This is a genomic window from Aeromicrobium sp., from assembly GCF_025965075.1.
GTDB lineage: Bacteria > Actinomycetota > Actinomycetes > Propionibacteriales > Nocardioidaceae > Aeromicrobium.
On the sequence record NZ_JAOPXQ010000201.1, the window covers coordinates 1 to 21,796 of the forward strand.

A 21,796-nucleotide genomic window follows, 5' to 3' on the forward strand; every position below is an offset into this window, starting at 1 on the left:
CGTAGCCCGACTCGTCGTAGAACAGCGGCTTGCCGTCGTTCCAGATCGACTGGTGCACGTGCATGCCCGAGCCGTTGTCGCCGAAGATCGGCTTCGGCATGAAGGTCACGGTCTTGTCGTTGGCCCACGCCGTGTTGCGCACGATGTACTTGAACTTCATGACGTCGTCCGCGGCCTTGAGCAGCGTGTCGAAGCGGTAGTTGATCTCGCCCTGGCCGGCGGTGCCGACCTCGTGGTGGCCACGCTCGAGCGTGAGACCCGCGTTGCTCAGGTTGGTCATCATGTCGTTGCGCAGGTCGGCCGTGCGGTCGGTCGGCGCGACGGGGAAGTAGCCGCCCTTGAAGCGGACCTGGTAGCCACGGTTGTCCTCGACCTCGTCGCCCGTGGACCAGGCGGCCTCGGAGGACGTGATCTCGTAGAACGACTTGTTGGCGCTGGTGCCGTAGTTGACCCGGTCGAAGATGTAGAACTCGGCCTCGGGTGCGAAGAAGGCGGTGTCGCCGATGCCGGTCGTGGCGAGGTACGCCTCGGCCTTGCGGGCGATGTTGCGCGGGTCGCGGGAGTACGCCTCACCCGTGATCGGGTCGTGGACGAAGAAGTCCATCGCGATGGTCTTGCGACGCTTGAACGGGTCGACGTACGCGGTCTTGACGTCGGGGAACAGCACCATGTCGGACTGGTCGATCGTCTGGAAGCCACGGATCGAGGAGCCGTCGAACGCCACACCGCTCTCGACCATGCTCGCGTCGAAGGTCGAGGCAGGAAGGGTGACCTGCTGCTGGATGCCCGGCAGGTCGGTGAATCGGACGTCGAGATACTCGACCCCCTCGTCCTTGATGAACTTGAACAGCTCGTCGGCATTGCCGAACATGTGGCCTCCTCGGCCGCGGACTCGCGGCCTTCGTTTGTCGATACGGCAGGTAAGTGCGTCACTGCACCGTATCGCCGAGGCTAGGAGGGTGCAGTTTCCCATCCGTCTCCGGATTGTTTCCAGCATGTTACAAGTGCCTGCCGGGGCTGTGTCGGGGCCCCATCGGTACGCTCGCGAGGTGGAGATCCCCTCGCTCGGCCGTCGTCTGCTCGCGCTGCTCATCGACTGGATCATCGCGGCGCTGAGCGCCGTGGCGCTCGCGGGCGTCGACTATCCGCCGAAGAACGTCGAGCAGAACCTCATCATCACGGCGTTCTTCGTCGCCGAGGTCGGCCTGCTGACCGGGTTGGTCGGCATGTCGATCGGCAAGCGCCTGCTGGGGATGCGGGTGGAGAACCCGGCGGGCCGGCCGATCGGCATCCCGCGGGCGCTGCTGCGCACGCTGCTGCTGAGCATCGTCCTGCCGGCGCTCATCATGACCGACGACAAGCGAGGGCTGCACGACCTGGCGGCCGGGTCCCGCGTCATCAAGGCCTGACGGGGGCGGTGCATCAGTCGCCCTTGGTCGGCTGTGGCGGTGCATCGGTCGCCCTTAGTCGGGGGCGGCGGTGCACCAGTCGCCTTACCGCGGCGAGAAGGGCGACTCATGCACCGCCGAACGCTCGACCCAGGCGGGAAGGGCGACCCATGCACCGCCCGCTCGGCGGGGCTCGGTCAGCCGCGCATCGCCTTGCGGGAGCCCTTCATGCTCGTCGGCACGGGGCCACGCGGCATCGGAGCGGCCGGACGCATCGCGTCGAGCGCCTTGATCTTGTAGAGCACCGAGGTCATCTGCGCGGGCTTGATCTTCTTGGGCAGCTTCTGGATGTGCTTGACGAGCTTGGTCAGCCGGACCTCGCCCTCGCCCGTGCCGACGACGATCGACGTCACGGGGACGTCCTCGCCGCCGATGCGCGCGTGCTTCTTGACCTCCGAGGACAGCAGCGCACGGACGGCGTTGGGGTTGCCCTCGCCGACCAGGATGATGCCGGGACGGCCGACGACGCGGTGGACGACGTCCTGGTTCTTGTTGAACGCGACGGCGGGCTTGGTCTCCCAGCCGCGGCGCAGCATCTGCAGCGCGCCGGCAGCGGCGCCCTTCTGGCCCTCTACCTGCGCGTAGGCGGCCTTCTCGGCGCGACGGCCGAAGACGATCAGGACGCCCAGCAGACCGGTCAGCAGGCCGAACAGGACCGTGATGATGAGCCCGAGCGTGCCGGAACCGAACAGGAAGTAGCCCAGCGCCGCGAAGACGCCTCCGACCACGAGGAAGGTGAGCAGCAGGATCAGACCGATGTTGCGGTCGCTGCGCTTGGTGATCGTGTACGCCTGCCGCATCTGACGGATGCGGCCCTTGGCGGGTTCAGGAGCGGTGTTGGACATGGCGAACAGTCTACGGCGAAGCGTGGGCGGCGCCCATGCCGCGTCCTGACTCGATGGCCTGCTTGTAGAGCGATCCGGCCCGGTACGACGAGCGGACCAGCGGTCCGGACATGACGCCGGCGAAGCCGATGTCGTCGGCCTCGGTCTTGAGCTCGATGAACTCCTCGGGCTTGACCCAGCGCTCGACGGGGTGGTGCCGCACCGACGGGCGCAGGTACTGCGTGATCGTGATCAGGTCGCAGCCGGCCTCGTGGAGGTCGACCAGCGCTTGGGAGACCTCTTCGCGGGTCTCGCCCATGCCCAGGATCAGGTTGGACTTGGTCACCAGGCCGAAGTCGCGGGCCTGGGTGATGACGTCCAGCGAGCGCTCGTAGCGGAACGCGGGACGGATCCGCTTGAAGATGCGCGGCACGGTCTCGACGTTGTGCGCCAGGACCTCGGGGCGGGACTCGAAGACCTCGGTCAGCAGCTCGGGGATGCCGTTGAAGTCGGGGATGAGGTTCTCGACGCCGGTGCCCGGGTTGAGCTCGTGGATCTTGCGGACCGTCTCGGCGTACAGCCAGGATCCACCGTCGGGCAGGTCGTCGCGGGCGACGCCGGTGATCGTGGCGTAGCGCAGCTCCATCTTCTGGACCGACTCGGCGACCCGGCGGGGCTCGTCACGGTCCAGCGGATCGGGCTTGCCGGTGTCGATCTGGCAGAAGTCGCAGCGGCGGGTGCACTGCTCGCCACCGATGAGGAAGGTCGCCTCGCGGTCCTCCCAGCACTCGAAGATGTTGGGGCAGCCGGCTTCCTGGCACACCGTGTGCAGGCCCTCGCCCTTGACGAGCTTCATGAGCTCGTTGTACTCCGGGCCCATCTTGGCGCGGGTCTTGATCCAGGCCGGCTTCTTCTCGATCGGCGTCTCCGCGTTGCGGACTTCCAGACGCAGCATCTTGCGTCCCTCAGGTGCGATGGTCACCAGAGCAGCCTACGCCTGTGCCCCAGCGCCCAGTCCGAGCACCGGGACGACGGGATGATCGTCGTGGACCACGTCGGGGGAGGGCGTGTAGGGCTGCCACTCCAGCAGCTCGCCGAGGTGCGGCGCCACGGCGGCCGCGGCCTCAGGGACCGTCACGTCACGGCCCAGCTCAGCGCTGAGCGAGGTGACCCCGGCGTCGGCGATCCCGCACGGGACGAACCGCTCGTAGTAGGCCAGGTCGACGTCGGCGTTGAGGGAGAAGCCGTGCATCGTGACGCCCCGTGACACCCGGATGCCGATCGCGCCGACCTTGCGCTCGGGACGGCCGGCGGTCGCCGCGAGCCACACCCCGGAACGTCCGTGGACCCGTCCGGTCACGACGCCCAGGTCGGCGGCGGCGCGGATCAGCGCCTCCTCGACCCGGCGGACGTAGTCGACGACCAGGACGTGCGACGGCAGCTTCGTGATGGGGTAGCCGACGAGCTGACCGGGCCCGTGGAACGTGATCTTGCCGCCCCGGTCGACGTCGACGACGGGCGTCCCGTCGAACGGCCGCTCGTGCGGCTCGGTGCGGCGGCCCGCCGTGAACACCGGCGGGTGCTCGAGGAACAGGGCGGTGTCCGGGATCTCGTCGGCGGCCCGCTGGGCGTGGATCTCGCGCTGGAGCGCCCACGCGTCCTCGTAGTCGATCGCGGCGGAGCCGTACCAGTCGTCAATGATCTGCAGAGCGCTCACCGGGCCAGCGTATCCCCGCGCGCCAGCCTGTGGACGAGCGCCGACGCCGGGCGCCCGTCGGCGGCACAGTGGGGCCCATGGACTGGCTCTGGGTCGTCGTGATGGCCGTGCGCGCGGCCTCGCCCGCCGCCGACGACCGGTGGGCGGTGGCCCTCGCCGAGCTCGACGAGCAGCGGGCGGTCGCGTTCGCGCGGGCCGAGCCGCGCCGGCTCGAGGGGGTGTACGTCCGGGGGAGTCGTGCGCTGTCGGCGGATGCGCGGACGATCAGCCGCTACGCCACGCGGGACGCCCGCGTCGTCGGCGCCCGGCTGCGGATCCTGTCGTGCCGTGTCATCGACTCGTCGTCGCGGCGGGTCCGGCTCGACGTCGTCGACCGGCTGGGCCCGGCCCGCATCGCGTGGGGCGACGGCTCGACGACTCCGCTGCCCGACGACGAGCCGTCCCGGCGGGTCGTGACGCTGTCCCGCACGGATCACGGGTGGCGGATCAGCGCGTCGGCGGCGATCCGGTCGGAGTGAATCAGCCCTCCGTGATCAGCTCGTGGGCGATGTCCAGGTGGCCGGCGTGGCGGGCGTGCTCCTGGAGCACGTGGAACAGGATCGCGAGCAGCGTCGGTCGCTCGTCACCGTCGGCGAACTGACCGCCGGTCGAGGAGAGCGCCGACGGGTCGTGGGTCGCGACGATCTCGCGGGTGCGGACACCACCGGCGTCGAGCGCGTCGAGCAGCTCGTCCAAGGGCCGTCGGGTCACGAACCGGCCGTCGGTGTCGCGGTCGGCCTGCGGATCGGGCACGTCCTCGCCGAGGAATCCCCACACCAGCCAGCGACGCTCCATGTGGACCAGGTGCTCGACGAGCTCGGGGACCGACCAGCCCGACGGGGCGACCCGACGTTCCAGCTGCTCCGCGGACAGGCTCGTGGCGAGCCGGCGGACCTCGGACCGGAAGTGGTCGAGGTACTCCACGATCCGGGCGACCGGGTCCGTCACGGTGGCGTCGGGCTCGGGGAGCGGGACGCTCATGACAGGGCGGAGGCCAGGGCCGATCGGAGGTCGGGGGTCTCGAACTCGAAGCCGGCGTTGAGCAGCGCGACGGGGGACACCCGCAGCGAGCCCAGCAGGTCCTCCGAGATGCCACCGAGGGCCGCCTTGACCGCGAAGCGCGGGGCGGCCAGGAACGTCGGCCGGTGCACGGCCTCACCGAGGGCGTCGGTGAACTCCGCGTTGGTGACCGACTCGGGCATCGCGAAGTTGAACGGGCCGCTGGCGTCGTCGTGCTCCAGCAGGAACGTCACCCCGCGTACCCAGTCGACGAGGGAGATCAGTGACATGTACTGACGGCCGGTGCCCAGCCTGGCTCCACCGCCGAGCTTCCAGACGGGGGCCATGAGCTTGAGGACGCCGCCGCTGCCGTCCAGCACCAGGGACGTCCGGACGAAGCAGGTCCGTGCGCCGGCCTCGAGCGCGGCCGCCGCCGAATCCTCCCACTGCCGGGACACCTCGGCGAGGAAGCCGCTGCCGGTCGAGCCGGCCTCGGTGAGGATCTCCCCACCACGGTCGGTGCCGTACCAGGACATGCCCGATCCGGAGATCAACGTGGTCGGGCTGCTGGAGGCCGCGACGGCCTTGGCCAGCGTGCTGGTGGCCATGACCCGGGACTGCAGGATCTCCTGCCTGCGGGCCTTGGTGCGGGGCCACTTCGAGATCGGGGAGCCGGTCAGGTTGACCACGGCGTCCGCGCGATCGACGAGCTCCTGGTCGACCCGGCCGGCGTACGGGTCCCAGAGGGACGCGTCCGCAGCCGGCTCGCCGGAGCGCACGAGGCGGGTGACCTCGTGGCCCTGGCGACGCAGGTGTGCCGTCAGCGCGGATCCGAGGAACCCGGAGACCCCGCCGATCACGACGTGCATCAGGAGCCGAGCTCTGCCTCGAACGAGCCGGTCTCGAGGCGCTGCTTCATCGCGGTCAGGAACCGACCCGCGTCGGCCCCGTCGACGATGCGGTGGTCGTACGTCAGCGCCAGGTAGGCCATGCTGCGCACCGAGATGCTGTCGCTGCCGTGGGCGTCCGTCACGACGACGGGACGCTTGACGACGGCGCCGACACCCAGGATCGCGACCTGCGGCTGGTTGATGATCGGCGTGTCGAACAGGGCACCGTTGCTGCCGAGGTTGGTGATCGTGAAGGTCGCGCCCGACAGCTCGTCCGGCGTGATCTTGTTGGTCCGGGTGCGCTCGGCCGCGTCGGCGATCTTGCGCGCCAGCCCGGCGATCGACAGGTCGCCGGCGTCGCGGATCGTCGGGACGATCAGCCCCCGCTCGGTGTCGACCGCGATGCCGAGGTGCTCGCCGGCCGGGTAGGTGATGGTGCCCGCGTCGAGATCCAGGGCCGAGTTGACCTTGGGGTACGACTTGAGCGCCTCGACCGCGGCCTTGGCGAAGAACGGCAGGAATGTCAGCTTGACGCCCTCGCGCTCCAGGAACGCGCCCTTGTGGAGGGCGCGGAGCCGGGCCACCTCGGTGACGTCGACCTCGTGGACCTGGGTCAGCTGCGCCGAACCCTGCAGCGACTGCACCATGCGGGTCGCGATCGTGCGACGCAGGCGGGTGACCTTCTCGGTCTTGCCACGCAGCGGCGACGGATCGGCCGACGGGGCCGGAGCCGATGCCGCGGCGGCTGCCGGGGCGGGCTCGGCGGGCTTCTCCGCGGCGGCAGCGGCGTCGAGGACGTCCTGCTTGCGGATGCGGCCCCCGACACCGGTGCCCGACAGGGCGGCCAGGTCGACGCCGTGCTGCTTGGCGAGCTTGCGGACGATCGGGGTGACGTAGGAGTCGCCGTTGCTGTCGGAGGACTCGGCGGGCGCGGGAGCCGCGGCCGGGCTGGCCTGGGTCTCGGGCTGGGCCGGCTCCGGGGTGGGCGCCTGCTTGGCGGCGGGCTCGGGCTCCGGTGTCTTCTCGGGCTCGGGCTCGGGCTCCGGCTCCGGGGCCTTCTCCGCCTCGGGGGCGGGCTTCGCCTCGGGCTCGGGTGCCTTCTCGGCGGGAGCAGCGCCCTCCGCACCGATCACCGCGAGGACGGCGCCGACCTCGACGGTCTCGTCCTCCTCTGCCCGGATCTCGAGCAGCTTGCCCGCGACGGGCGACGGGATCTCGGTGTCGACCTTGTCGGTCGAGATCTCCAGCAGCGGCTCGTCGACGGCGACGTCGTCACCGACGGCCTTGAGCCACTGGGTGACGGTGCCCTCGGTGACGCTCTCGCCGAGCGCGGGCAGGGTCACCTCGGTGCCACCGCCGGACGCCGGAGCGGTGTCGGCCTGCGGCGCTGCCGCGGTCTCGGCGACGTCGTGCTCGGCCTCGGCGCTCTGCTCGGGGGTCACCGCGCGCTCCTCGGCCTCCGCGGCCGGCTCGGGCTCGTCGCCGGAGGCGGGCTCCGCGGCCGGCTCGGGGGCGGCCTCGGCGGACTCGGCGGCGGGGGCGTCTCCGCCCGCGCTCTCACCCTCGTCACCGATGACGGCCAGCACCGCGCCGACCTCGATGGTGTCGTCCTCCTCCGCCTTGATCTCGAGCAGCACGCCCGCGACCGGGGAGGGGATCTCGGTGTCGACCTTGTCGGTCGAGATCTCCAGCAGCGGCTCGTCGACGGCGACGCTGTCACCGACCTGCTTCAACCATTGGGTGACGGTGCCCTCGGTGACGCTTTCGCCGAGTGCGGGAAGGGTGACTTCGGTAGCCATGGTGTCCTCTGGGTCGGGTCAGGCGTGGGAGTGGAGGGGCTTGCCGGCGAGGGCGAGGGCGGCCTCGCCGAGCGCCTCGTTCTGGGTGGGGTGCGCGTGGATGAACTGGGCGACGTCCTCGGGATAGGCCTCCCAGTTGACCATCAGCGAAGCCTCGCCGACCTGCTCGCCGAAGCGTGCGCCGATCATGTGGACGCCGACGATCGGGCCGTCCTTCTCACGGACCAGCTTGATCGAGCCCGCCGTGCCGAGGATCTGGGACTTGCCGTTGCCGCCGAGGTTGTACTCGACGGTCTCGATGCCGTCGTCGCCGTACTTCTCCTTGGCCTGCGGCTCGGTGATGCCGACCGACGCGATCTCGGGGTCGCAGTACGTCACGCGGGGGATGCCCGAGTCGACGACCGGGTGCGGCTTGAGGCCCGCGATCTCCTCGGCCACGAAGATGCCGTGGGCGAAGCCGCGGTGCGCCAGCTGCAGGCCCGGGACCAGGTCGCCGACGGCGAAGACGCCCTCGACGTTGGTCGCGAGCCGCTCGTTGGTGGGGACCCAGCCACGGTCGACCGTGATGCCGGCCTCCTCGTAGCCCATGCCGGCGGAGTTGGGGCCGCGGCCGACGGCGACGAGGACCAGGTCGGTCTCGATCGTGTCGCCGTTCTCCAGGGTCACGGTGACGCCGGAGTCGGTCTGCTTGACCGACTCGAACTTGACGCCCGTCTTGAAGTTGATCTTGCGCGTGCGGAACGCCCGCTCGAGCTGCTTGGACAGCGAGGGGTCCTCCAACGGGACCAGCGACGGCAGGCCCTCGATGATCGTGACGTCGGCACCGAACGACTTCCAGACGCTCGCGAACTCGACGCCGATGACCGAGCCGCCGATGATGACGACCTTGTCGGGCACCTCGCTCATCGTGAGCGCCTCGGAGCTCGTGATGACCCGTCCGCCGATCTCCAGGCCCAGCGTGCGTGACACCGAGCCGGTGGCCAGGACCACGTTGGTGCCGGTGTAGCGCTCGCCGTTGACCTCTACGGTCTTGGTGTCAACGAGCCTGCCCTCGCCCTCGACGACCGTGATGCCGCCGGACTTGATGAGTCCCTGCAGCCCCTTGTAGAGGCGGTCGACGACGCCGTCCTTGTAGGAGTTGACGGCCGTCATGTCGATGCCCTCGAGGGTCGACTTGATCCCGAAGTGCGCGCTCTCGCGGGTGCTGTCAGCGACCTCAGCGGAGTGCAGCAGCGCCTTGGTCGGGATGCAGCCGGTGTGCAGGCACGTGCCGCCCAGCTTGCCCTTCTCGATCAGGGCGACTGACTTGCCCAGCTGCACGGCGCGGAGCGCGCAGGCGTACCCGCCACTGCCGCCGCCGAGAATCACGATGTCGAAGTTGTTGCCGGCGACGTCCGCCACGGTGTCCTCCCAGAGAAGATGTGCGTCCTCATCTTGTCACTCCTGACAAGGACGGTGCCACCGGGGTTGATCGGGGTCCGTGTGGTCGTCGGGCACACTTGTGCCATGGGTATTTTCCGTGGCCGGAGGGCCAGGACCGACGGTGGAGCCGTCGTCTCGGACCGCAACGCGAGCCGTGCAGACCTCGACGCGTTGAAGTCCTTCGCGGAGTCGCGGCGTGGGGTGGAGGCGTGGATCGAGCCCAAGACCTCCGTGACGCAGACGACGCTGCTGTTGGTCGCCCACGACGGGGAGTCGATCCGGCGGCGGGTCGCCTCGCCGCAGGCGGGCCACGACTTCGCCCGCAAGAAGCTGCAGATCCCGGTCTACGACTCCAACCTCGTGCCGATCCCGTCGCGCAAGCGGGAGTACGACCTGCGCAAGGCCAGGACTGCGCCGCCGACGCGGACCACCGCCCCGGCGACGCCCACGCAGACCCCGCGGGAGCTCCGCGCGATCATGACGCTGGAGACCATCGCCGGGGTCGACCCGCTGCCGTCCAACCCGTCGTTCGACGACCTGATGCGGGTGTACCGGAAGGCCCGATCGCAGGCCCACCCCGACCGGCTCGGCGGCCACCGGGAGAAGTGGGACACCGTCGAGGACGCCGCCCGCGTCCTCAACCTCCCGGACTGAGCTCCCGCTGGAGGGTCAGTGCCAGCCGGCCGGGTCGATCCCGCCAGGGACCTCCGCGACGGGGTCGTACGGCGTGCGGGTGAAGACGAACGACGCCAGCACGAGGCGCACCGGCCGGCCGGACCCGTCCCGCTCGGCGACCAGCGGCTCGCCGCGGTAGTAGCCCTCGAGGCCCACCCAGCCGTCACCGTCCGCACGGAACCTGGCGCCCCGGCCCTGCCCGGGCTCGCCGAGGCTCAGGCCTCCGTCGGCGGCGAGGGAGAGCGTGAAGGCGTACGTCCCCCAGAACCACGTCCCGACCAGGTCGAGCGCCGCGCCCTGCGAGGCGTCGGCGTGCCAGGGGACCGGCGGGACCGGCTCCCGCTCCCGCAGCAGCTCGAGCAGGTCGACCGTGCCGGTGCCGAGCCCGCTGGTCGCGTTGGTCATCAGCACGACGCCGTCGCCGGTCTCGAGATCTACCCGCAGGTTGGCCAGGAAGCCCGGCATCGACCCACCGTGCCCCGCATAACGACGCCCGTCGACGTTCCAGGTCTGCCAGCCGAGGGCGTGCGCCCCGCCCCACGCGGACCGGGGCACGTCGTTGATGGCGACCGGACGCAGCATCTCGGTCAACGTCCCCGCCGACAGGACGTCACCCGTGCGCCCGGCGAGGAACCCGGCCCACACCGCGAGGTCGTCGACCGTCGACCAGATCTGACCGGCCGGGGACATCGAGATCCCGTCGTGCTCGGGCTCGACGTGGACGAGGTCGGCGAACGGGTGGACCGCCAGCCCCGGCGCGGCGGGCGGGACGGGTCGCATCGACGTGCGGGTCATCCCGAGCGGGTCGAGGATGCCGGTCTGGACGGCCTCGGTCCACGGCACCCCGCGCAGGCGGGCGACGAGCTCGCCGAGGACGCCGTAGCCGACGTTGGAGTAGTGGTGCGCCGTGCCGGGGGTGAACCGCAGTCCGACCCCGGAGGCGAGCAGCTGCTCCCAGGAGCCGCCCTCGGTGCGCTCCCACCAGTCGCCGTCGGTCTCGGCCTGCAGGCCCGACGTGTGCGTCAGCAGCTGCGCGATCGTGATCTGGCCGAACGGGACCTCGGGGAGGTGGGTGCCGATCGTGTCGCCGAGGTCGAGCAGTCCGGCGTCACGCAGGCGCAGGACCTCGACCGCGACGAAGGTCTTGGAGATCGACCCGATCCGGTACTGCGTGTCCGCCGAGCTCGCCGGCCCGTCGGCACGCCCGTCGAGCGTCCCGGCCGCGCCGGACCAGACGAGCGCACCGTCGCGCACGATCCCCGCCACGACGGACGGCAGCCGCCGGGTCGACTGCTCGACGGCCAGGCGTCGGGTGAGGGCGGCGGCCGTGCCGGGGTCGAGCGTCACTTGACGCCGGCCAGCTCCGTCGCGAGCTTGACCAGCGTCCGCACGCCGGAGCCGGTGCCGCCGACGGGCGTGTAGTCGTACGCGGAGCCCTCGTTGAACGACGGACCGGCGATGTCGAGGTGCGCCCACGGGATGTCCCCCACGAACTCGCGCAGGAACGACGCAGCGAACAGCGTGCCGCCGTACGACTTCGGGTTGTGCTGGCGCAGGTCGGCGATGCTCGAGGACGTGACGATGCCCTTCATCTCCTCGGTGATGGGCAGGGGCCACATCGACTCGCCGGCCGCCTTCGACGCCGCGAGCACGGTGTCGCTGAGCGTCTCGTCGTTGCCGAGCACACCGGTCGTGAGCTGGCCGAGCGCGACCATGCAGGCGCCGGTCAGCGTCGCGACGTCGACGATGCGGTCGGGCTTGGTCTCGGCGGCCAGGGCCAGGCCGTCGGCCAGCACGAGCCGGCCCTCGGCGTCGGTGTTGTGGACCTCGACGGTTGCCCCGCTGCGCATCGTCAGGACGTCACCGGGGCGGGTGGCCCGGCCGCTGGGCATGTTCTCGGCGATGCAGGCGTACGCCGTGACCTTGATCGGCAGTCCCAGCCGGGCGATCGCGACGGTCGCCGCGACGACGGCCGCGGCGCCGGCCATATCGAGCTTCATGGTCTGCATCGAGGCGCCCGGCTTGATCGACAGTCCGCCCGAGTCGAACGTGATGCCCTTGCCGACCAGCGCCAGGTGGGACACCGCGGCGGCCGGCTCGTAGGACAGCGTCAGCAGCCGCGGCGGGCTGTCCGAGCCCAGGCCCACGCCGAGGATGCCGCCGCACTTCTCCTTGGCCAGGCGCTTCTCGTCCCAGATCGAGACCTTGACGTCGTTGCCGGCGTGGGCGGCGAACGACTCGGCCAGGTCGGCCGGGCGCTTGTCGCCGGGGGGAGTGTTGACCCAGTCGCGGGCGGCGTTGACCGCGGCGGCGACCGTCGCGGCGCGCTCGACGGCGGTGGCCGCCGTGGTCTGGCGGGCGAACGGCGTCAGGATCGCGGCGGTCGCGAGCTCGGTCTTCTTCTTCGCGTCCTTCTTCTTGGTCTTGTACGTCTCGTAGGTGTAGCTCCCCAGCGCGAGGCCCTCGGCGATCGCCTCGACCTCGTCGACGCCCGCCGGGTGAAGGGCCACCGCGGCGCTCGACGCGTTCTTGGCGGCCTTGACCCCGCGGGCGGCGGCCCGGCGGAGGTCCTCGGCGGTCGGCTCGGCCGGCAGCGCCACGGCCACGACCAGCGGGGCCTTCGTGAGCCCGGCCGACGGGAACGTCACGACCTGACCCTTCTCACCCGTGAACCCCAGCAGGTCGAGGGTCTCGGCGAGGTCGCCCTTGTCGTCGTCGCCGCGGATCCCCAGGATCAGGACGTCGGCGCGGGCGGTGGTCGGCTTCGATGTGCTGAGGGAGACTGTGGGCATGCCAGCCACTCTATGGTCGGCAGACGTGGAGCCGCGAGCGTCCCCTAGGTTGGCTGCATGGATCTGCTTCACTCCCCGTTGCACGACCGTCATGTCGCCCTCGGCGCCAAGCTCGCGGAGTTCGGCGGCTGGGACATGCCGCTGGAGTACGCCGGGGGTGGCGTCCTGGCCGAGCACAAGGCCGTCCGCGAGGGCGTCGGCCTGTTCGACGTCAGCCACCTGGGCAAGGCCCTGGTCCGGGGCGCCGGTGCGGCGGCGTTCGTCAACGAGTGCTTCACCAACGACCTGACCCGCATCGCCCCGGGCAAGGCGCAGTACACGCTGTGCTGCGACGAGGACGGTGGCACGGTCGACGACCTCATCGCGTACCTCCGCAGCGACTTCGAGGTCTTCCTGATCCCCAACGCCGCCAACACCACCGCGGTCGTCGAGCGGCTGCAGGCCGCCGCGCCGGCCGGCGTCGAGGTCACCAACCTGCACCGCGAGTACGCCGTCCTGGCGATCCAGGGTCCCTCCAGCGACGAGGTCCTGCAGGCCCTCGGCCTGCCGGTCGACCACGAGTACATGTCGTTCGCCGACGCCACGATCGCCGGCCGGGAGATCACGGTCTGCCGCACGGGCTACACGGGGGAGCGGGGCTACGAGCTCGTCGTGCCCACCGCCTCGGCGGTCGAGGTCTGGGACGCCGTCGTCGCCGCCGGTGAGCCGTACGCGATCCGGGCCTGCGGCCTCGGCGCGCGCGACACGCTGCGGACCGAGATGGGGTACCCGCTCCACGGGCACGAGCTGTCCGCCGAGATCAGCCCCGTCATGGCGCGGGCCGGCTGGGCCGTCGGCTGGAAGAAGCCGGCGTTCTGGGGCAAGGCGGCGCTCGAGCAGCAGCGCGCCGAGAAGACCGTGCGGACGCTGCGCGGGCTCCTCGCCCAGGGGCGCGGCATCCCGCGTCCCGGCATGTCGGTCCTCGACGCGGACGGGGGACCGCTGGGCGAGATCACGTCCGGCACGTTCTCCCCGACCCTGCGGCAGGGCATCGCGCTTGCGCTCCTCGAGCAGTCCGTCGAGGATGGCGCCACGGTCGTGGTGGATGTCCGCGGCCGTTCCGAGGCGTTCACGGTGACCAAGCCACCGTTCGTCCAACCGTCGACCAAGGAGTCGTGACCATGACCTGGACCTGGACGTTCGAGAGCTCGATCGGGGACGTCATCGGACGCTCCGAGGTGTTCGAGAGCCGCGGCGACGCCGAGTCGTGGGTCGGCGAGGCCTTCGGGGAGCTCGTCGAGCAGGGCATCGACCAGGTGCGGTTGTTCGACGGTGACGCCGAGGTCTACGGACCGATGTCCCTGCACCCCGAGAACAACTGACCCCTCGCGGGGCCGGGGCTCAGCGGTAGGTCGCGCTGAGCTTCTCGCCGCGCTTGACCTGCGTCTTCGGCAGGCGGAAGCGGCGCAGCTGCGTGCTGCGCAGGACGGCGTACATCGTCGATCCCTTGACCGCGTCGTCGCCGAAGCGGCTGCGCAGCTCCTTGCGGAGCCCGCGGACCAGGATGGCCTCGTCGAGGATCGTGGCGACGATGACGAACGGGTAGATGAACGCTGTCAGGACGGTCTGCACGCCGGTGGGCGCGACGGCCAGGACGATGAGGATCGCGATGAGGAACGGCAGCAGGAACTCCGCGACGTTCCAGCGGCGGTCGACGTAGTCGCGGATGAACCGGCGCACGGGACCCTGCTCACGGGCCGGCAGGTAGCGCTCGTCTCCGGACTTGAGCGCCTCGCGCTGCCGGAGGCGGATCTCCTCGCGGGCGATCCGCTCCCGCTTGGCCTGGTCCTTGCGGGAGACCGGCACCTTCATCTGCTTCTTGCGCGCAGCCTCGGCCTCCTTGCGGCTCGGCGTCGGGCGGCCCTTGCGTGCATCTGTCTCGTCTACCACGGGTGGAACCCTACCCGTAGGCTTGAAGCATGAGCATTGGTGAGCGGCTCGCGAGATGGTTCCGGTCGGCCCGGACGGGCACCGACGATCCCGCGAAGCTCAAGGACCGGCTCGATGCGACCTACCGCGAGCAGACCGCGCTGCTCCGTCAGGTACGCCGCGGGGTCGCCGACGTCGCGACGAGCCGCAAGCGGGTCGAGCTGCAGCTCTCCGCCGTCGCGCAGCAGGCCGCGCAGCTCGACGACCTGGCCCGGCAGGCCGTGGCGCGCGGCAACGACGACGACGCCCGGGCCGCACTGACCCGCAAGGTCACCCTGGAGAAGACCGCGGTCGACCTGCAGGCCCGGCACGCCGACCTCAAGGCCGAGGAGGAGCGCCTGTCGCTCGCCGCGAGCAAGGTCGAGCAGGGGGTCGAGGACTTCCGCGTCCGCAAGGACACCCTCGCGGCCCGCCACACCGCCGCGACCGCCCGCGCCGAGATCAACAGCGCCACGACCGGCATCGGCTCGGCGGTCAGCGAGGTCGGCCAGGCGATGGCGTCGGCCGAGCGCCGCACCCGTGAGCTCGAGGCCAAGGCCGACGCGATCGACGAGCTCGTCGCCGAGGGCGTCGTGACCGGACCGGGCGGCGACGCGGACGACGCGCTGGCCCGCCAGTTCGACGCCGCGCTCGACAGCGCCGAGGTCGACCGTCAGCTCGAGGAGATCTCCACCCGTAGGAAGGACGACGATGGCTCGCACCAGATTCAGGAGTGACCGCGGCCTGACGCTGCGGATGGGCGGTGTCGGGTTCGGTCTCGGAGCGCTCTACGTCATCTTCGGCGTCATCCTCATCCAGGGCTTCCAGCTCGGCGCCGTCGGGCTGGTCATCGTGCTGGGTATCGCGTGGGGACAGTGGTACTTCTCGGACTCCCTCGCGCTGAAGTCGATGAACGCGCAGGTCGTCGAGCCGCAGCAGGCCCCCGAGCTGCACGCCATGATCGACCGGCTGTGCGTCATGGCCGACATGCCCAAGCCGCGGGTCGCGGTCGCGGTGACGGACATGCCCAACGCGTTCGCGACGGGTCGCTCGCCCAAGCACTCCGCGGTGTGCGTCACGACCGGCATCATGCAGCGCCTCGACGCCGACGAGCTCGAGGGCGTCCTGGCGCACGAGCTGTCGCACGTCGCCAACCGGGACGTGACCGTCATGACGGTGGCGTCGTCGATCGGCCTGCTGGCCGGCTTCATCACCCGGTGGGGGATGTACTTCGGCGGGATGTTCGGCGGCAACCGCGGCCGGGACAACAACCAGGGCCTCGCGTTCATCGTGGTCTTCCTGGTCAGCATGGTCGTCTACGCGGTCAGCTTCGTGCTCACCCGTTCGCTGTCGCGCTACCGCGAGCTCAGCGCCGACCGCAGCGGTGCCTACATGACGGGGCGCCCGTCCAAGCTGTCCTCGGCCCTGGTCAAGATCTCCGGCGAGATGGCGGCGATCCCCAACCGGGACCTGCGCGACAGCCAGGCCATGAGCGCGTTCTTCTTCGCCCCCGCGATCAACCGCGAGTCGATCGGGGCCCTGTTCTCGACCCACCCGCCGCTGCAGCAGCGCCTCGACCAGCTCGCCAAGGTCAGCGCCGAGCTGTCCGAGCAGGGCTAGGGTCGACGGCGTGGGCTTCCTCGACTCGATCCTCGGCCGCAGCCGTCCGCCCGAGGCGGACCTGGACGTGCTGTTCGCCGTCCCGCAGGCGGCGCTGTCCCTGCAGACCGACGGCTTCGTCGTCACGGGGTCCGGATCGGTGTGCTTCCGCGATGCCGAGGGCAACGCCGACGACGTCGTGATGGCCGAGGCCGAGAAGCTCATCACGAGCTCGCCCGGCTCGACCGTGACCCGCAGCGAGGACCGGTTCGGCTTCCACTGGCTCACGGTGACGCGCACCGACAAGGACGTCTCGGGGCTCGTCACCGACCTGCACGCCGTCAACAGCTCGCTGGCCGATGCCGGCTTCGGGCACTCCCTGCTGTGCTCGACGGTGTCCTTCACGACTCCGGCCCACCAGCCGCTGGCGCTGGTCTACCTCTACAAGCGCGGCACGTTCTATCCCTTCGCGCCCGACGGCGACCAGCGTCGCGACAACGCCCTCGAGCTGCAGGTACGCGGGCTGGTCGGCGAGGACGTGCCGGTCGAGCCGGACCTCACGAAGTGGCTCGCGATCTGGGGCGCACCCGGTCTGGCCTGATCCGGGCCCGCCGGGGCCCGGACGATAGGTTGGACGGGTGAGCTTCGACGACCTTTCCCGTGACCAGATCCAGGCCCTCCTCGACGAGCAGACCGCGGCGTACCGCCACCTGCAGAACAGCGGACTGAAGCTCGACCTGACCCGTGGCAAGCCGTCCCCGGAGCAGCTCGAGCTGTCCAACGAGCTGCTGTCGCTGCCGGGCCCGGACTTCAAGGACGCCTCCGGGGTCGACACCCGCAACTACGGCGGCCTCAACGGGCTGCTCGAGCTCCGGGAGATCTTCGCGCCGATCATGCAGGTCCCGGTCGACCAGGTCGTCGCGGGTGACAACGCGAGCCTCGCGATGATGCACGACAACCTGGTCTTCGCGCTGTTCCACGGCACCCCGGACTCCGAGCAGCCGTGGGGGACCGAGGAGGCCGTCAAGTTCGTGTGCCCCGTGCCGGGCTACGACCGCCACTTCGCGCTGCTCGAGGAGTACGGGATCGAGATGGTCCCGGTCCCGCTCAGCGAGGACGGCCCCGACGTCGAGGCCGTGCGCGAGGCGGTCAAGGACCCGCAGGTCAAGGGGATGTGGCTCGTCCCGACCTACGGCAACCCGACCGGCTCGGTCGTCAGCGAGGCGGTGGCCGCCGAGCTCGCCTCCCTGGAGACCGCGGCGCCGGACTTCCGGATCTTCTGGGACAACGCCTACGCCGTGCACCACCTGTCGGAGGAGCAGACCAAGACCGCCGACATCCTCGGCCTGTGCGTCGCCGCGGGACACCCCAACCGTCCGGTGATCTTCGCGTCGACCTCCAAGATCACGTTCGCCGGCTCAGGGGTGTGCTTCCTCGGCAGCTCGACCGCCAACATCCAGTGGTACCTCCGCCACCTCAGCAAGCGCACGATCGGTCCGGACAAGGTCAACCAGCTCCGTCACGCCCGTTACCTGCAGACGACCGAGGGCGTGCACGCGCTGATGGACCGCCACCGCGCGATCCTGGCGCCGAAGTTCGACGCCGTCGTCCGCATCCTGCGTGACCGCCTCGGCGCCTACGGGGTCGCCTCGTGGACCGAGCCGAAGGGCGGCTACTTCGTGAGCCTCGACGTGCTCGACGGCACGGCGTCCCGGGTCATCGAGCTGACCCGCGAGGCGGGCGTCGCGATGACCCCGGCCGGTGCAGCGTTCCCCTACGGCGACGACCCGCGCGACCGCAACATCCGCATCGCGCCGTCCTACCCGTCGCCGGAGGAGCTCGAGGTCGCGATCGACGTCCTCGCGACGAGCGTCCTGATCGCGGCGGCCGAGCAGGCCCTGGCGAGCTGAGGTGCGCGTCCTGGTGGCGCCCGACGCGTTCGGCGGGACGCTGACCGCGCCCGAGGCCGCCCGTGCGATCATCGCCGGCTGGCACCGGCACGCCCCGGACGACGAGCTGACCCAGGCCGCGATGGCCGACGGCGGACCCGGGTTCGTCGACGTGCTGCACGAGGCGACCGGCGGTGAGCTCGCGCTCGTGACGGTCCGGGGCCCTGGGGGAACTGACGTCCCGGTCACGGTGCTCCACGTCGACGCGACGGCGTACGTCGAGAGCGCGCAGGCCTGCGGGCTCCACCTGGCCGACCCGCTCGACCCGCTGCACGCGACGACGTACGGCGTGGGCCAGGCGGTCGCCGCGGCGATCGACGCCGGCGCCCGCCGGGTCGTCGTGGGGCTCGGCGGGAGCGCCACCAACGACGCCGGCAGCGGGCTGCTGGCGGCGCTCGGCGCCACGGGTGACGGACCGCTCGACGCGGGTCCGACCGGCCTCGCGGACGTCACGACGGTCGACCTCGCGCCTGCCAGGGCGCGGCTCGAGGGCGTCGAGCTTGTCGTCGCCGCCGACGTCGACGTGACCCTGCTCGGGATGTTCGGCGCCACCAAGACGTTCGGCCCGCAGAAGGGCCTCACCGACGAGCAGGTCATCACGGTCGACGGGGTGCTCGACCGCTTCGTCGCCGCCGTGTGCGGCACGACTCCGGCCGAGCGGCGGGTCGCGGACGCCAAGGGCGCCGGAGCGGCCGGGGGACTCGGGTTCGCGCTGATGCTCCTCGGTGGCCGGGTCGTCTCGGGCATCGAGCTCGTCGCCGGGGTCGTGGGGCTGGCCGAGCAGGCCGCCGCACACGACCTGGTCGTGACGGGGGAGGGGGCGTACGACTTCTCGTCGCGGGCCGGCAAGGTCGTGTTCGGCGTCGCCGAGGTGGCCGCCGCCGCCGCGCGGCCGTGCATCGTGCTGGCCGGGCAGGTCCTGGTCGGGTCGCGGGAGACGCGGGCAATGGGCGTCGAAGCGGCCTACGGGGTCAGCGATCGCGTGACCGTCGAGGAGTCGATGGGCGATCCCGCCGGTCATCTGGCGGATCTCGCCCAGCGGGTCGCGCGCACGTGGTCGCCTCACCGTCAGGAATGACGCGTACCATGGAATGGAATCGTCGCGATGCTTGTTTCCGAGTGAAGCGGGTGTCCGCCGCGACGAGTCCAGCCAGACCAGACCATGGGGAGTACACATGACAGTCGAGACCGAGCAGTCCAGCGTCGAGACCACCACCACCGGCGTCACGCTGAGTGAGGGAGCCGCTTCCAAGGTCGCCAGCCTGCTTGCGCAGGAGGGTCGTGACGACCTCGCCCTGCGCATCGCGGTGCAGCCCGGTGGTTGCTCCGGGCTGCGCTACCAGCTCTTCTTCGACGAGCGTTCGCTCGATGGCGACCAGATCTTCGAGTTCGGTGGTGTCAACGTCGTCGTCGACCGGATGAGCCTGCCCTACCTCGGCGGCGCCACGATCGACTTCGTCGACACGATCGAGAAGCAGGGCTTCACGATCGACAACCCGGCCGCGACGGGTTCGTGCGCCTGTGGAGACTCGTTCCACTGAGTCGTTCCTCACCCGCATCTCACGCGACGCCCTCCTGCACGAGCAGGGGGGCGTTGTCTATGGTGGATAGGTGCACCTCGCCATCACCGGATCGATCGCCACCGATCACCTCATGACCTTCCCGGGCAAGTTCGCCGACTCGCTGGTCCCCGAGCAGCTCGACAAGATCTCGTTGTCGTTCCTCGTGGACGACCTCGACGTCAGGCGCGGGGGGTGCGGCGCCAACATCGCGTTCGCGCTCGCCAAGCTCGGCCACCGCGCGCTCCTCGTGGGCGCCGTCGGCCGGGACTTCGAGACCGAGTACCGCGGCTGGCTCGACGCCGCGGGCGTCGACACCAGCGGCGTCCTCGTCTCCGAGACCCGGCACACGGCCCGCTTCGTGTGCACGACCGACACCGAGATGGCGCAGTTCGCGACGTTCTACGCCGGTGCGATGTCCGAGGCGCGTGACATCGACCTGTTCTCGCTCGGCAGCGACTTCGACCTGGTCCTGGTCGGCCCGGACGACCCCGAGGGGATGCTGCGCCACACGCAGGCGTGCCGCGACCACGGCGTCGACTTCGCCGCCGACGTCTCGCAGCAGCTCGCGTGGGCCGACGGCGAGGTCATCCGCAACCTGATCGACGGTGCGACGTACCTCTTCAGCAACGACTACGAGGCCGCGCTGATCGAGCAGAAGACCGGCTGGTCGTCCGCTGACGTCCAGGCGCACGTCGGCACGCGCGTCGTGACGCGAGGCAAGGACGGCGTCACGATCTATCCCGCCGAGGGCGAGCCGATCCACGTCGGTGCCAACGAGGGTGTCGTCGCGGTCGACCCGACCGGCGTCGGTGACAGCTTCCGTGCGGGATTCCTGGCGGGTATCGCAGCGGGCCTCGACTTCGAACGCTCGGCGCAGATCGGCTGCACGATCGCGGCCAGCGTCGTCGAGACCAAGGGCACCCAGGAGTACGTCCTGGACCGTGAGGGCTTCCTCAAGCGGATCGGCTCGGCGTACGGCGAGTCGGCCCGGGTCGAGGTCGACGAAGCATTGTCACTGACGTGAGTCGTACCACGAGTACGAGCCCGTCGGACAGGCCTACCTCGGCGCAGCCGCGAGGGGTCGCTGGGATAAGGTTCTTGAAGTCATCACGTGACAGTCATGGTTCAGAAAGGCGCCCCGTGGGTCGGATGAAATTGGCGGCAGTTCTTCTCGCCGCCGTCGTGTTGAGCGGATGCTCACCGGATGGAGACAACGATCTCGAGCGCCTCGCGCTCCCGATCGGCAGCACCAACCGCACCCAGGACATCTGGAACCTGTGGCTGGGCGCCTGGATCGCCGTGCTGGTGATCTTCCTGCTGGTCTTCGGCCTGATCGTCTACTCGATGATCCGCTACCGCCGCCGCAGCGACGACGAGGTTCCCGCGCAGATCCGCTACAACCTGCCGATCGAGGCGCTCTACACGTTCGCGCCGGTCATCATCGTCGCGGTGTTCTTCTTCCACACCGTCACATCGCAGAACAACGTGCTCGAGCAGGTCGACAAGCCCGACCACACGGTCGAGGTCGTCGGCAGCAAGTGGCAGTGGGCGTTCAACTACCTCGACGAGACCGCGGCCGAGGGCGACGACGTCTTCGACATCGGCACGCCGGCGGATCCCGCCGAGCTGTGGCTCCCGGTCGACGAGTCGGTGCGCTTCAACCTCAAGTCGCCCGACGTGATCCACTCGTTCTGGATCCCCGAGTTCTACTTCAAGATGGACGTCGTCCCCGGCAAGGTCAACACCTTCGACCTGACGCCGACACGGGAGGGCGACTTCACGGGCCGCTGCGCAGAGCTCTGCGGCCTCTACCACTCACGCATGATCTTCCAGGTCCACGTCGTCTCCCGCGCGGAGTACGACCAGCACCTTGCTGAGCTCAAGTCCGCCGGCGCGATCGGTGCCCCCAAGGGTGCTGTCGAGGCCGACGAGATCGCCGGTATCGAGGGCGAGCACAAGCGCGGCAAGGTCGAGGACGTTCAAGGGAACGGGGCAGGGTCCAAATGACGTACGCAACAGCATCCTTCGACGAAGGCTCGGAGCAGCTGCGCGCGGGTGTGCGTGAGCGCACCCTGGGTCAGAAGGTGGTCACGGTCCTCACCACGACCGACCACAAGATCATCGGCAACATGTA

At 70.4% G+C, this 21,796-nt stretch carries 24 protein-coding genes; 13 read left to right on the plus strand and 11 right to left on the minus strand.

The features are described from left to right. Positions 1-871, minus strand: an 871-nt coding sequence (locus tag JWQ91_RS12150; RefSeq protein ID WP_297784315.1) for a glutamine synthetase beta-grasp domain-containing protein, incomplete at its 3' end; no start/stop codon positions are given. A 178-nt stretch (positions 872-1,049) separates the two neighbouring features. Here JWQ91_RS12150 and JWQ91_RS12155 point away from each other — a divergent pair. After that, positions 1,050-1,409, plus strand: coding sequence for an RDD family protein (locus tag JWQ91_RS12155; protein ID WP_297784318.1), 360 nt, complete (start codon positions 1,050-1,052; stop codon positions 1,407-1,409). Positions 1,410-1,585: 176 nt separating this feature from the next. On the opposite strand, the gene JWQ91_RS12160 is transcribed toward JWQ91_RS12155, so the two are convergent. From JWQ91_RS12160 to lipB, 3 genes are read right to left on the minus strand one after another with little or no spacing between them, the layout of a single operon-like run. Then, entirely contained in the window at positions 1,586-2,293 is a 708-nt protein-coding gene (locus JWQ91_RS12160; protein WP_297784321.1) for a DUF4191 domain-containing protein, read from the minus strand. Positions 2,294-2,303: 10 nt separating this feature from the next. After that, positions 2,304-3,227 (minus strand): lipoyl synthase, encoded by a 924-nt coding sequence (gene lipA / locus JWQ91_RS12165; protein ID WP_297784388.1) that lies wholly within the window; start codon positions 3,225-3,227, stop codon positions 2,304-2,306. Positions 3,228-3,263: 36 nt separating this feature from the next. Further along, entirely contained in the window at positions 3,264-3,989 is a 726-nt protein-coding gene (lipB, locus tag JWQ91_RS12170; protein ID WP_297784323.1) for a lipoyl(octanoyl) transferase LipB, read from the minus strand. Positions 3,990-4,066: 77 nt separating this feature from the next. Here lipB and JWQ91_RS12175 point away from each other — a divergent pair, with 77 nt between their 5' ends. Next, positions 4,067-4,507, plus strand: a complete 441-nt coding sequence (locus JWQ91_RS12175) for a hypothetical protein (RefSeq protein WP_297784326.1) — start codon at positions 4,067-4,069, stop codon at positions 4,505-4,507. A gap of 1 nt (position 4,508) precedes the next feature. On the opposite strand, the gene JWQ91_RS12180 is transcribed toward JWQ91_RS12175, so the two are convergent. From JWQ91_RS12180 to lpdA, 4 genes are read right to left on the minus strand one after another with little or no spacing between them, the layout of a single operon-like run. Continuing rightward, positions 4,509-5,009, minus strand: a complete 501-nt coding sequence (locus tag JWQ91_RS12180) for a DinB family protein (protein ID WP_297784330.1) — start codon at positions 5,007-5,009, stop codon at positions 4,509-4,511. After that, positions 5,006-5,896 (minus strand): TIGR01777 family oxidoreductase, encoded by an 891-nt coding sequence (locus JWQ91_RS12185; RefSeq protein WP_297784335.1) that lies wholly within the window; start codon positions 5,894-5,896, stop codon positions 5,006-5,008. The genes JWQ91_RS12180 and JWQ91_RS12185 overlap by 4 nt, the downstream gene beginning before the upstream one ends. Further along, on the minus strand, positions 5,896-7,716 hold the full coding sequence (gene sucB / locus JWQ91_RS12190; protein WP_297784338.1) for a 2-oxoglutarate dehydrogenase, E2 component, dihydrolipoamide succinyltransferase: 1,821 nt from the start codon (positions 7,714-7,716) through the stop codon (positions 5,896-5,898). The genes JWQ91_RS12185 and sucB overlap by 1 nt, the downstream gene beginning before the upstream one ends. 18 nt (positions 7,717-7,734) lie before the next feature. Continuing rightward, a complete protein-coding gene (lpdA, locus tag JWQ91_RS12195) occupies positions 7,735-9,117 on the minus strand; it encodes a dihydrolipoyl dehydrogenase (RefSeq protein ID WP_297784341.1) in 1,383 nt (460 codons plus the stop codon). 105 nt (positions 9,118-9,222) lie between these two features. Between lpdA and JWQ91_RS12200 the strand changes: the two genes are divergently transcribed. Further along, on the plus strand, positions 9,223-9,792 hold the full coding sequence (locus JWQ91_RS12200; RefSeq protein ID WP_297784344.1) for a hypothetical protein: 570 nt from the start codon (positions 9,223-9,225) through the stop codon (positions 9,790-9,792). A gap of 15 nt (positions 9,793-9,807) precedes the next feature. Here JWQ91_RS12200 and JWQ91_RS12205 read toward each other — a convergent pair whose 3' ends face one another. Together JWQ91_RS12205 and JWQ91_RS12210 are read right to left on the minus strand one after the other, a co-directional pair. Continuing rightward, entirely contained in the window at positions 9,808-11,160 is a 1,353-nt protein-coding gene (locus tag JWQ91_RS12205) for a serine hydrolase domain-containing protein (RefSeq protein WP_297784346.1), read from the minus strand. Beyond that, positions 11,157-12,605, minus strand: a complete 1,449-nt coding sequence (locus tag JWQ91_RS12210) for a leucyl aminopeptidase (RefSeq protein WP_297784350.1) — start codon at positions 12,603-12,605, stop codon at positions 11,157-11,159. Before JWQ91_RS12210 ends, JWQ91_RS12205 begins: the two co-directional genes overlap by 4 nt. A 57-nt stretch (positions 12,606-12,662) precedes the next feature. On the opposite strand from JWQ91_RS12210, the gene gcvT reads away from it, so the two are divergent. Both gcvT and JWQ91_RS12220 read left to right on the plus strand, forming a co-directional pair. After that, the gene (gcvT, locus tag JWQ91_RS12215; RefSeq protein ID WP_297784353.1) at positions 12,663-13,763 is read left to right on the plus strand and encodes a glycine cleavage system aminomethyltransferase GcvT; all 1,101 of its coding nucleotides are present in this window, start codon (positions 12,663-12,665) and stop codon (positions 13,761-13,763) included. A 2-nt stretch (positions 13,764-13,765) separates the two neighbouring features. Next, positions 13,766-13,966, plus strand: a complete 201-nt coding sequence (locus JWQ91_RS12220; RefSeq protein ID WP_297784357.1) for a hypothetical protein — start codon at positions 13,766-13,768, stop codon at positions 13,964-13,966. Positions 13,967-13,985: 19 nt separating this feature from the next. Here JWQ91_RS12220 and JWQ91_RS12225 read toward each other — a convergent pair whose 3' ends face one another. Continuing rightward, entirely contained in the window at positions 13,986-14,534 is a 549-nt protein-coding gene (locus JWQ91_RS12225; protein ID WP_297784360.1) for a DUF3043 domain-containing protein, read from the minus strand. 29 nt (positions 14,535-14,563) lie between these two features. Between JWQ91_RS12225 and JWQ91_RS12230 the strand changes: the two genes are divergently transcribed. From JWQ91_RS12230 to coxB, 8 genes are all read left to right on the plus strand, one after another. After that, positions 14,564-15,289 carry a PspA/IM30 family protein gene (locus JWQ91_RS12230; protein ID WP_297784363.1) on the plus strand — a complete coding sequence of 242 codons (726 nt, stop codon included), beginning with the start codon at positions 14,564-14,566 and terminating at the stop codon, positions 15,287-15,289. Beyond that, a complete protein-coding gene (gene htpX, locus JWQ91_RS12235; RefSeq protein ID WP_297784366.1) occupies positions 15,264-16,172 on the plus strand; it encodes a zinc metalloprotease HtpX in 909 nt (302 codons plus the stop codon). Before JWQ91_RS12230 ends, htpX begins: the two co-directional genes overlap by 26 nt. A 10-nt stretch (positions 16,173-16,182) precedes the next feature. Next, complete coding sequence (locus tag JWQ91_RS12240) at positions 16,183-16,752, plus strand: hypothetical protein (protein ID WP_297784369.1); 570 nt, start codon at positions 16,183-16,185, stop codon at positions 16,750-16,752. Positions 16,753-16,789: 37 nt separating this feature from the next. Continuing rightward, positions 16,790-18,061 carry an aminotransferase class I/II-fold pyridoxal phosphate-dependent enzyme gene (locus JWQ91_RS12245; RefSeq protein WP_297784373.1) on the plus strand — a complete coding sequence of 424 codons (1,272 nt, stop codon included), beginning with the start codon at positions 16,790-16,792 and terminating at the stop codon, positions 18,059-18,061. Between the two features lies 1 nt (position 18,062). Then, positions 18,063-19,178 carry a glycerate kinase gene (locus tag JWQ91_RS12250; RefSeq protein ID WP_297784376.1) on the plus strand — a complete coding sequence of 372 codons (1,116 nt, stop codon included), beginning with the start codon at positions 18,063-18,065 and terminating at the stop codon, positions 19,176-19,178. Between the two features lie 97 nt (positions 19,179-19,275). Next, positions 19,276-19,641 (plus strand): iron-sulfur cluster assembly accessory protein, encoded by a 366-nt coding sequence (locus JWQ91_RS12255; RefSeq protein ID WP_297784379.1) that lies wholly within the window; start codon positions 19,276-19,278, stop codon positions 19,639-19,641. A gap of 70 nt (positions 19,642-19,711) precedes the next feature. Beyond that, complete coding sequence (locus tag JWQ91_RS12260) at positions 19,712-20,686, plus strand: carbohydrate kinase family protein (protein ID WP_297784383.1); 975 nt, start codon at positions 19,712-19,714, stop codon at positions 20,684-20,686. Positions 20,687-20,811: 125 nt separating this feature from the next. Beyond that, positions 20,812-21,669 (plus strand): cytochrome c oxidase subunit II, encoded by an 858-nt coding sequence (gene coxB / locus JWQ91_RS12265; protein ID WP_297784386.1) that lies wholly within the window; start codon positions 20,812-20,814, stop codon positions 21,667-21,669. The last annotated feature ends 127 nt before the right edge of the window (positions 21,670-21,796 follow it).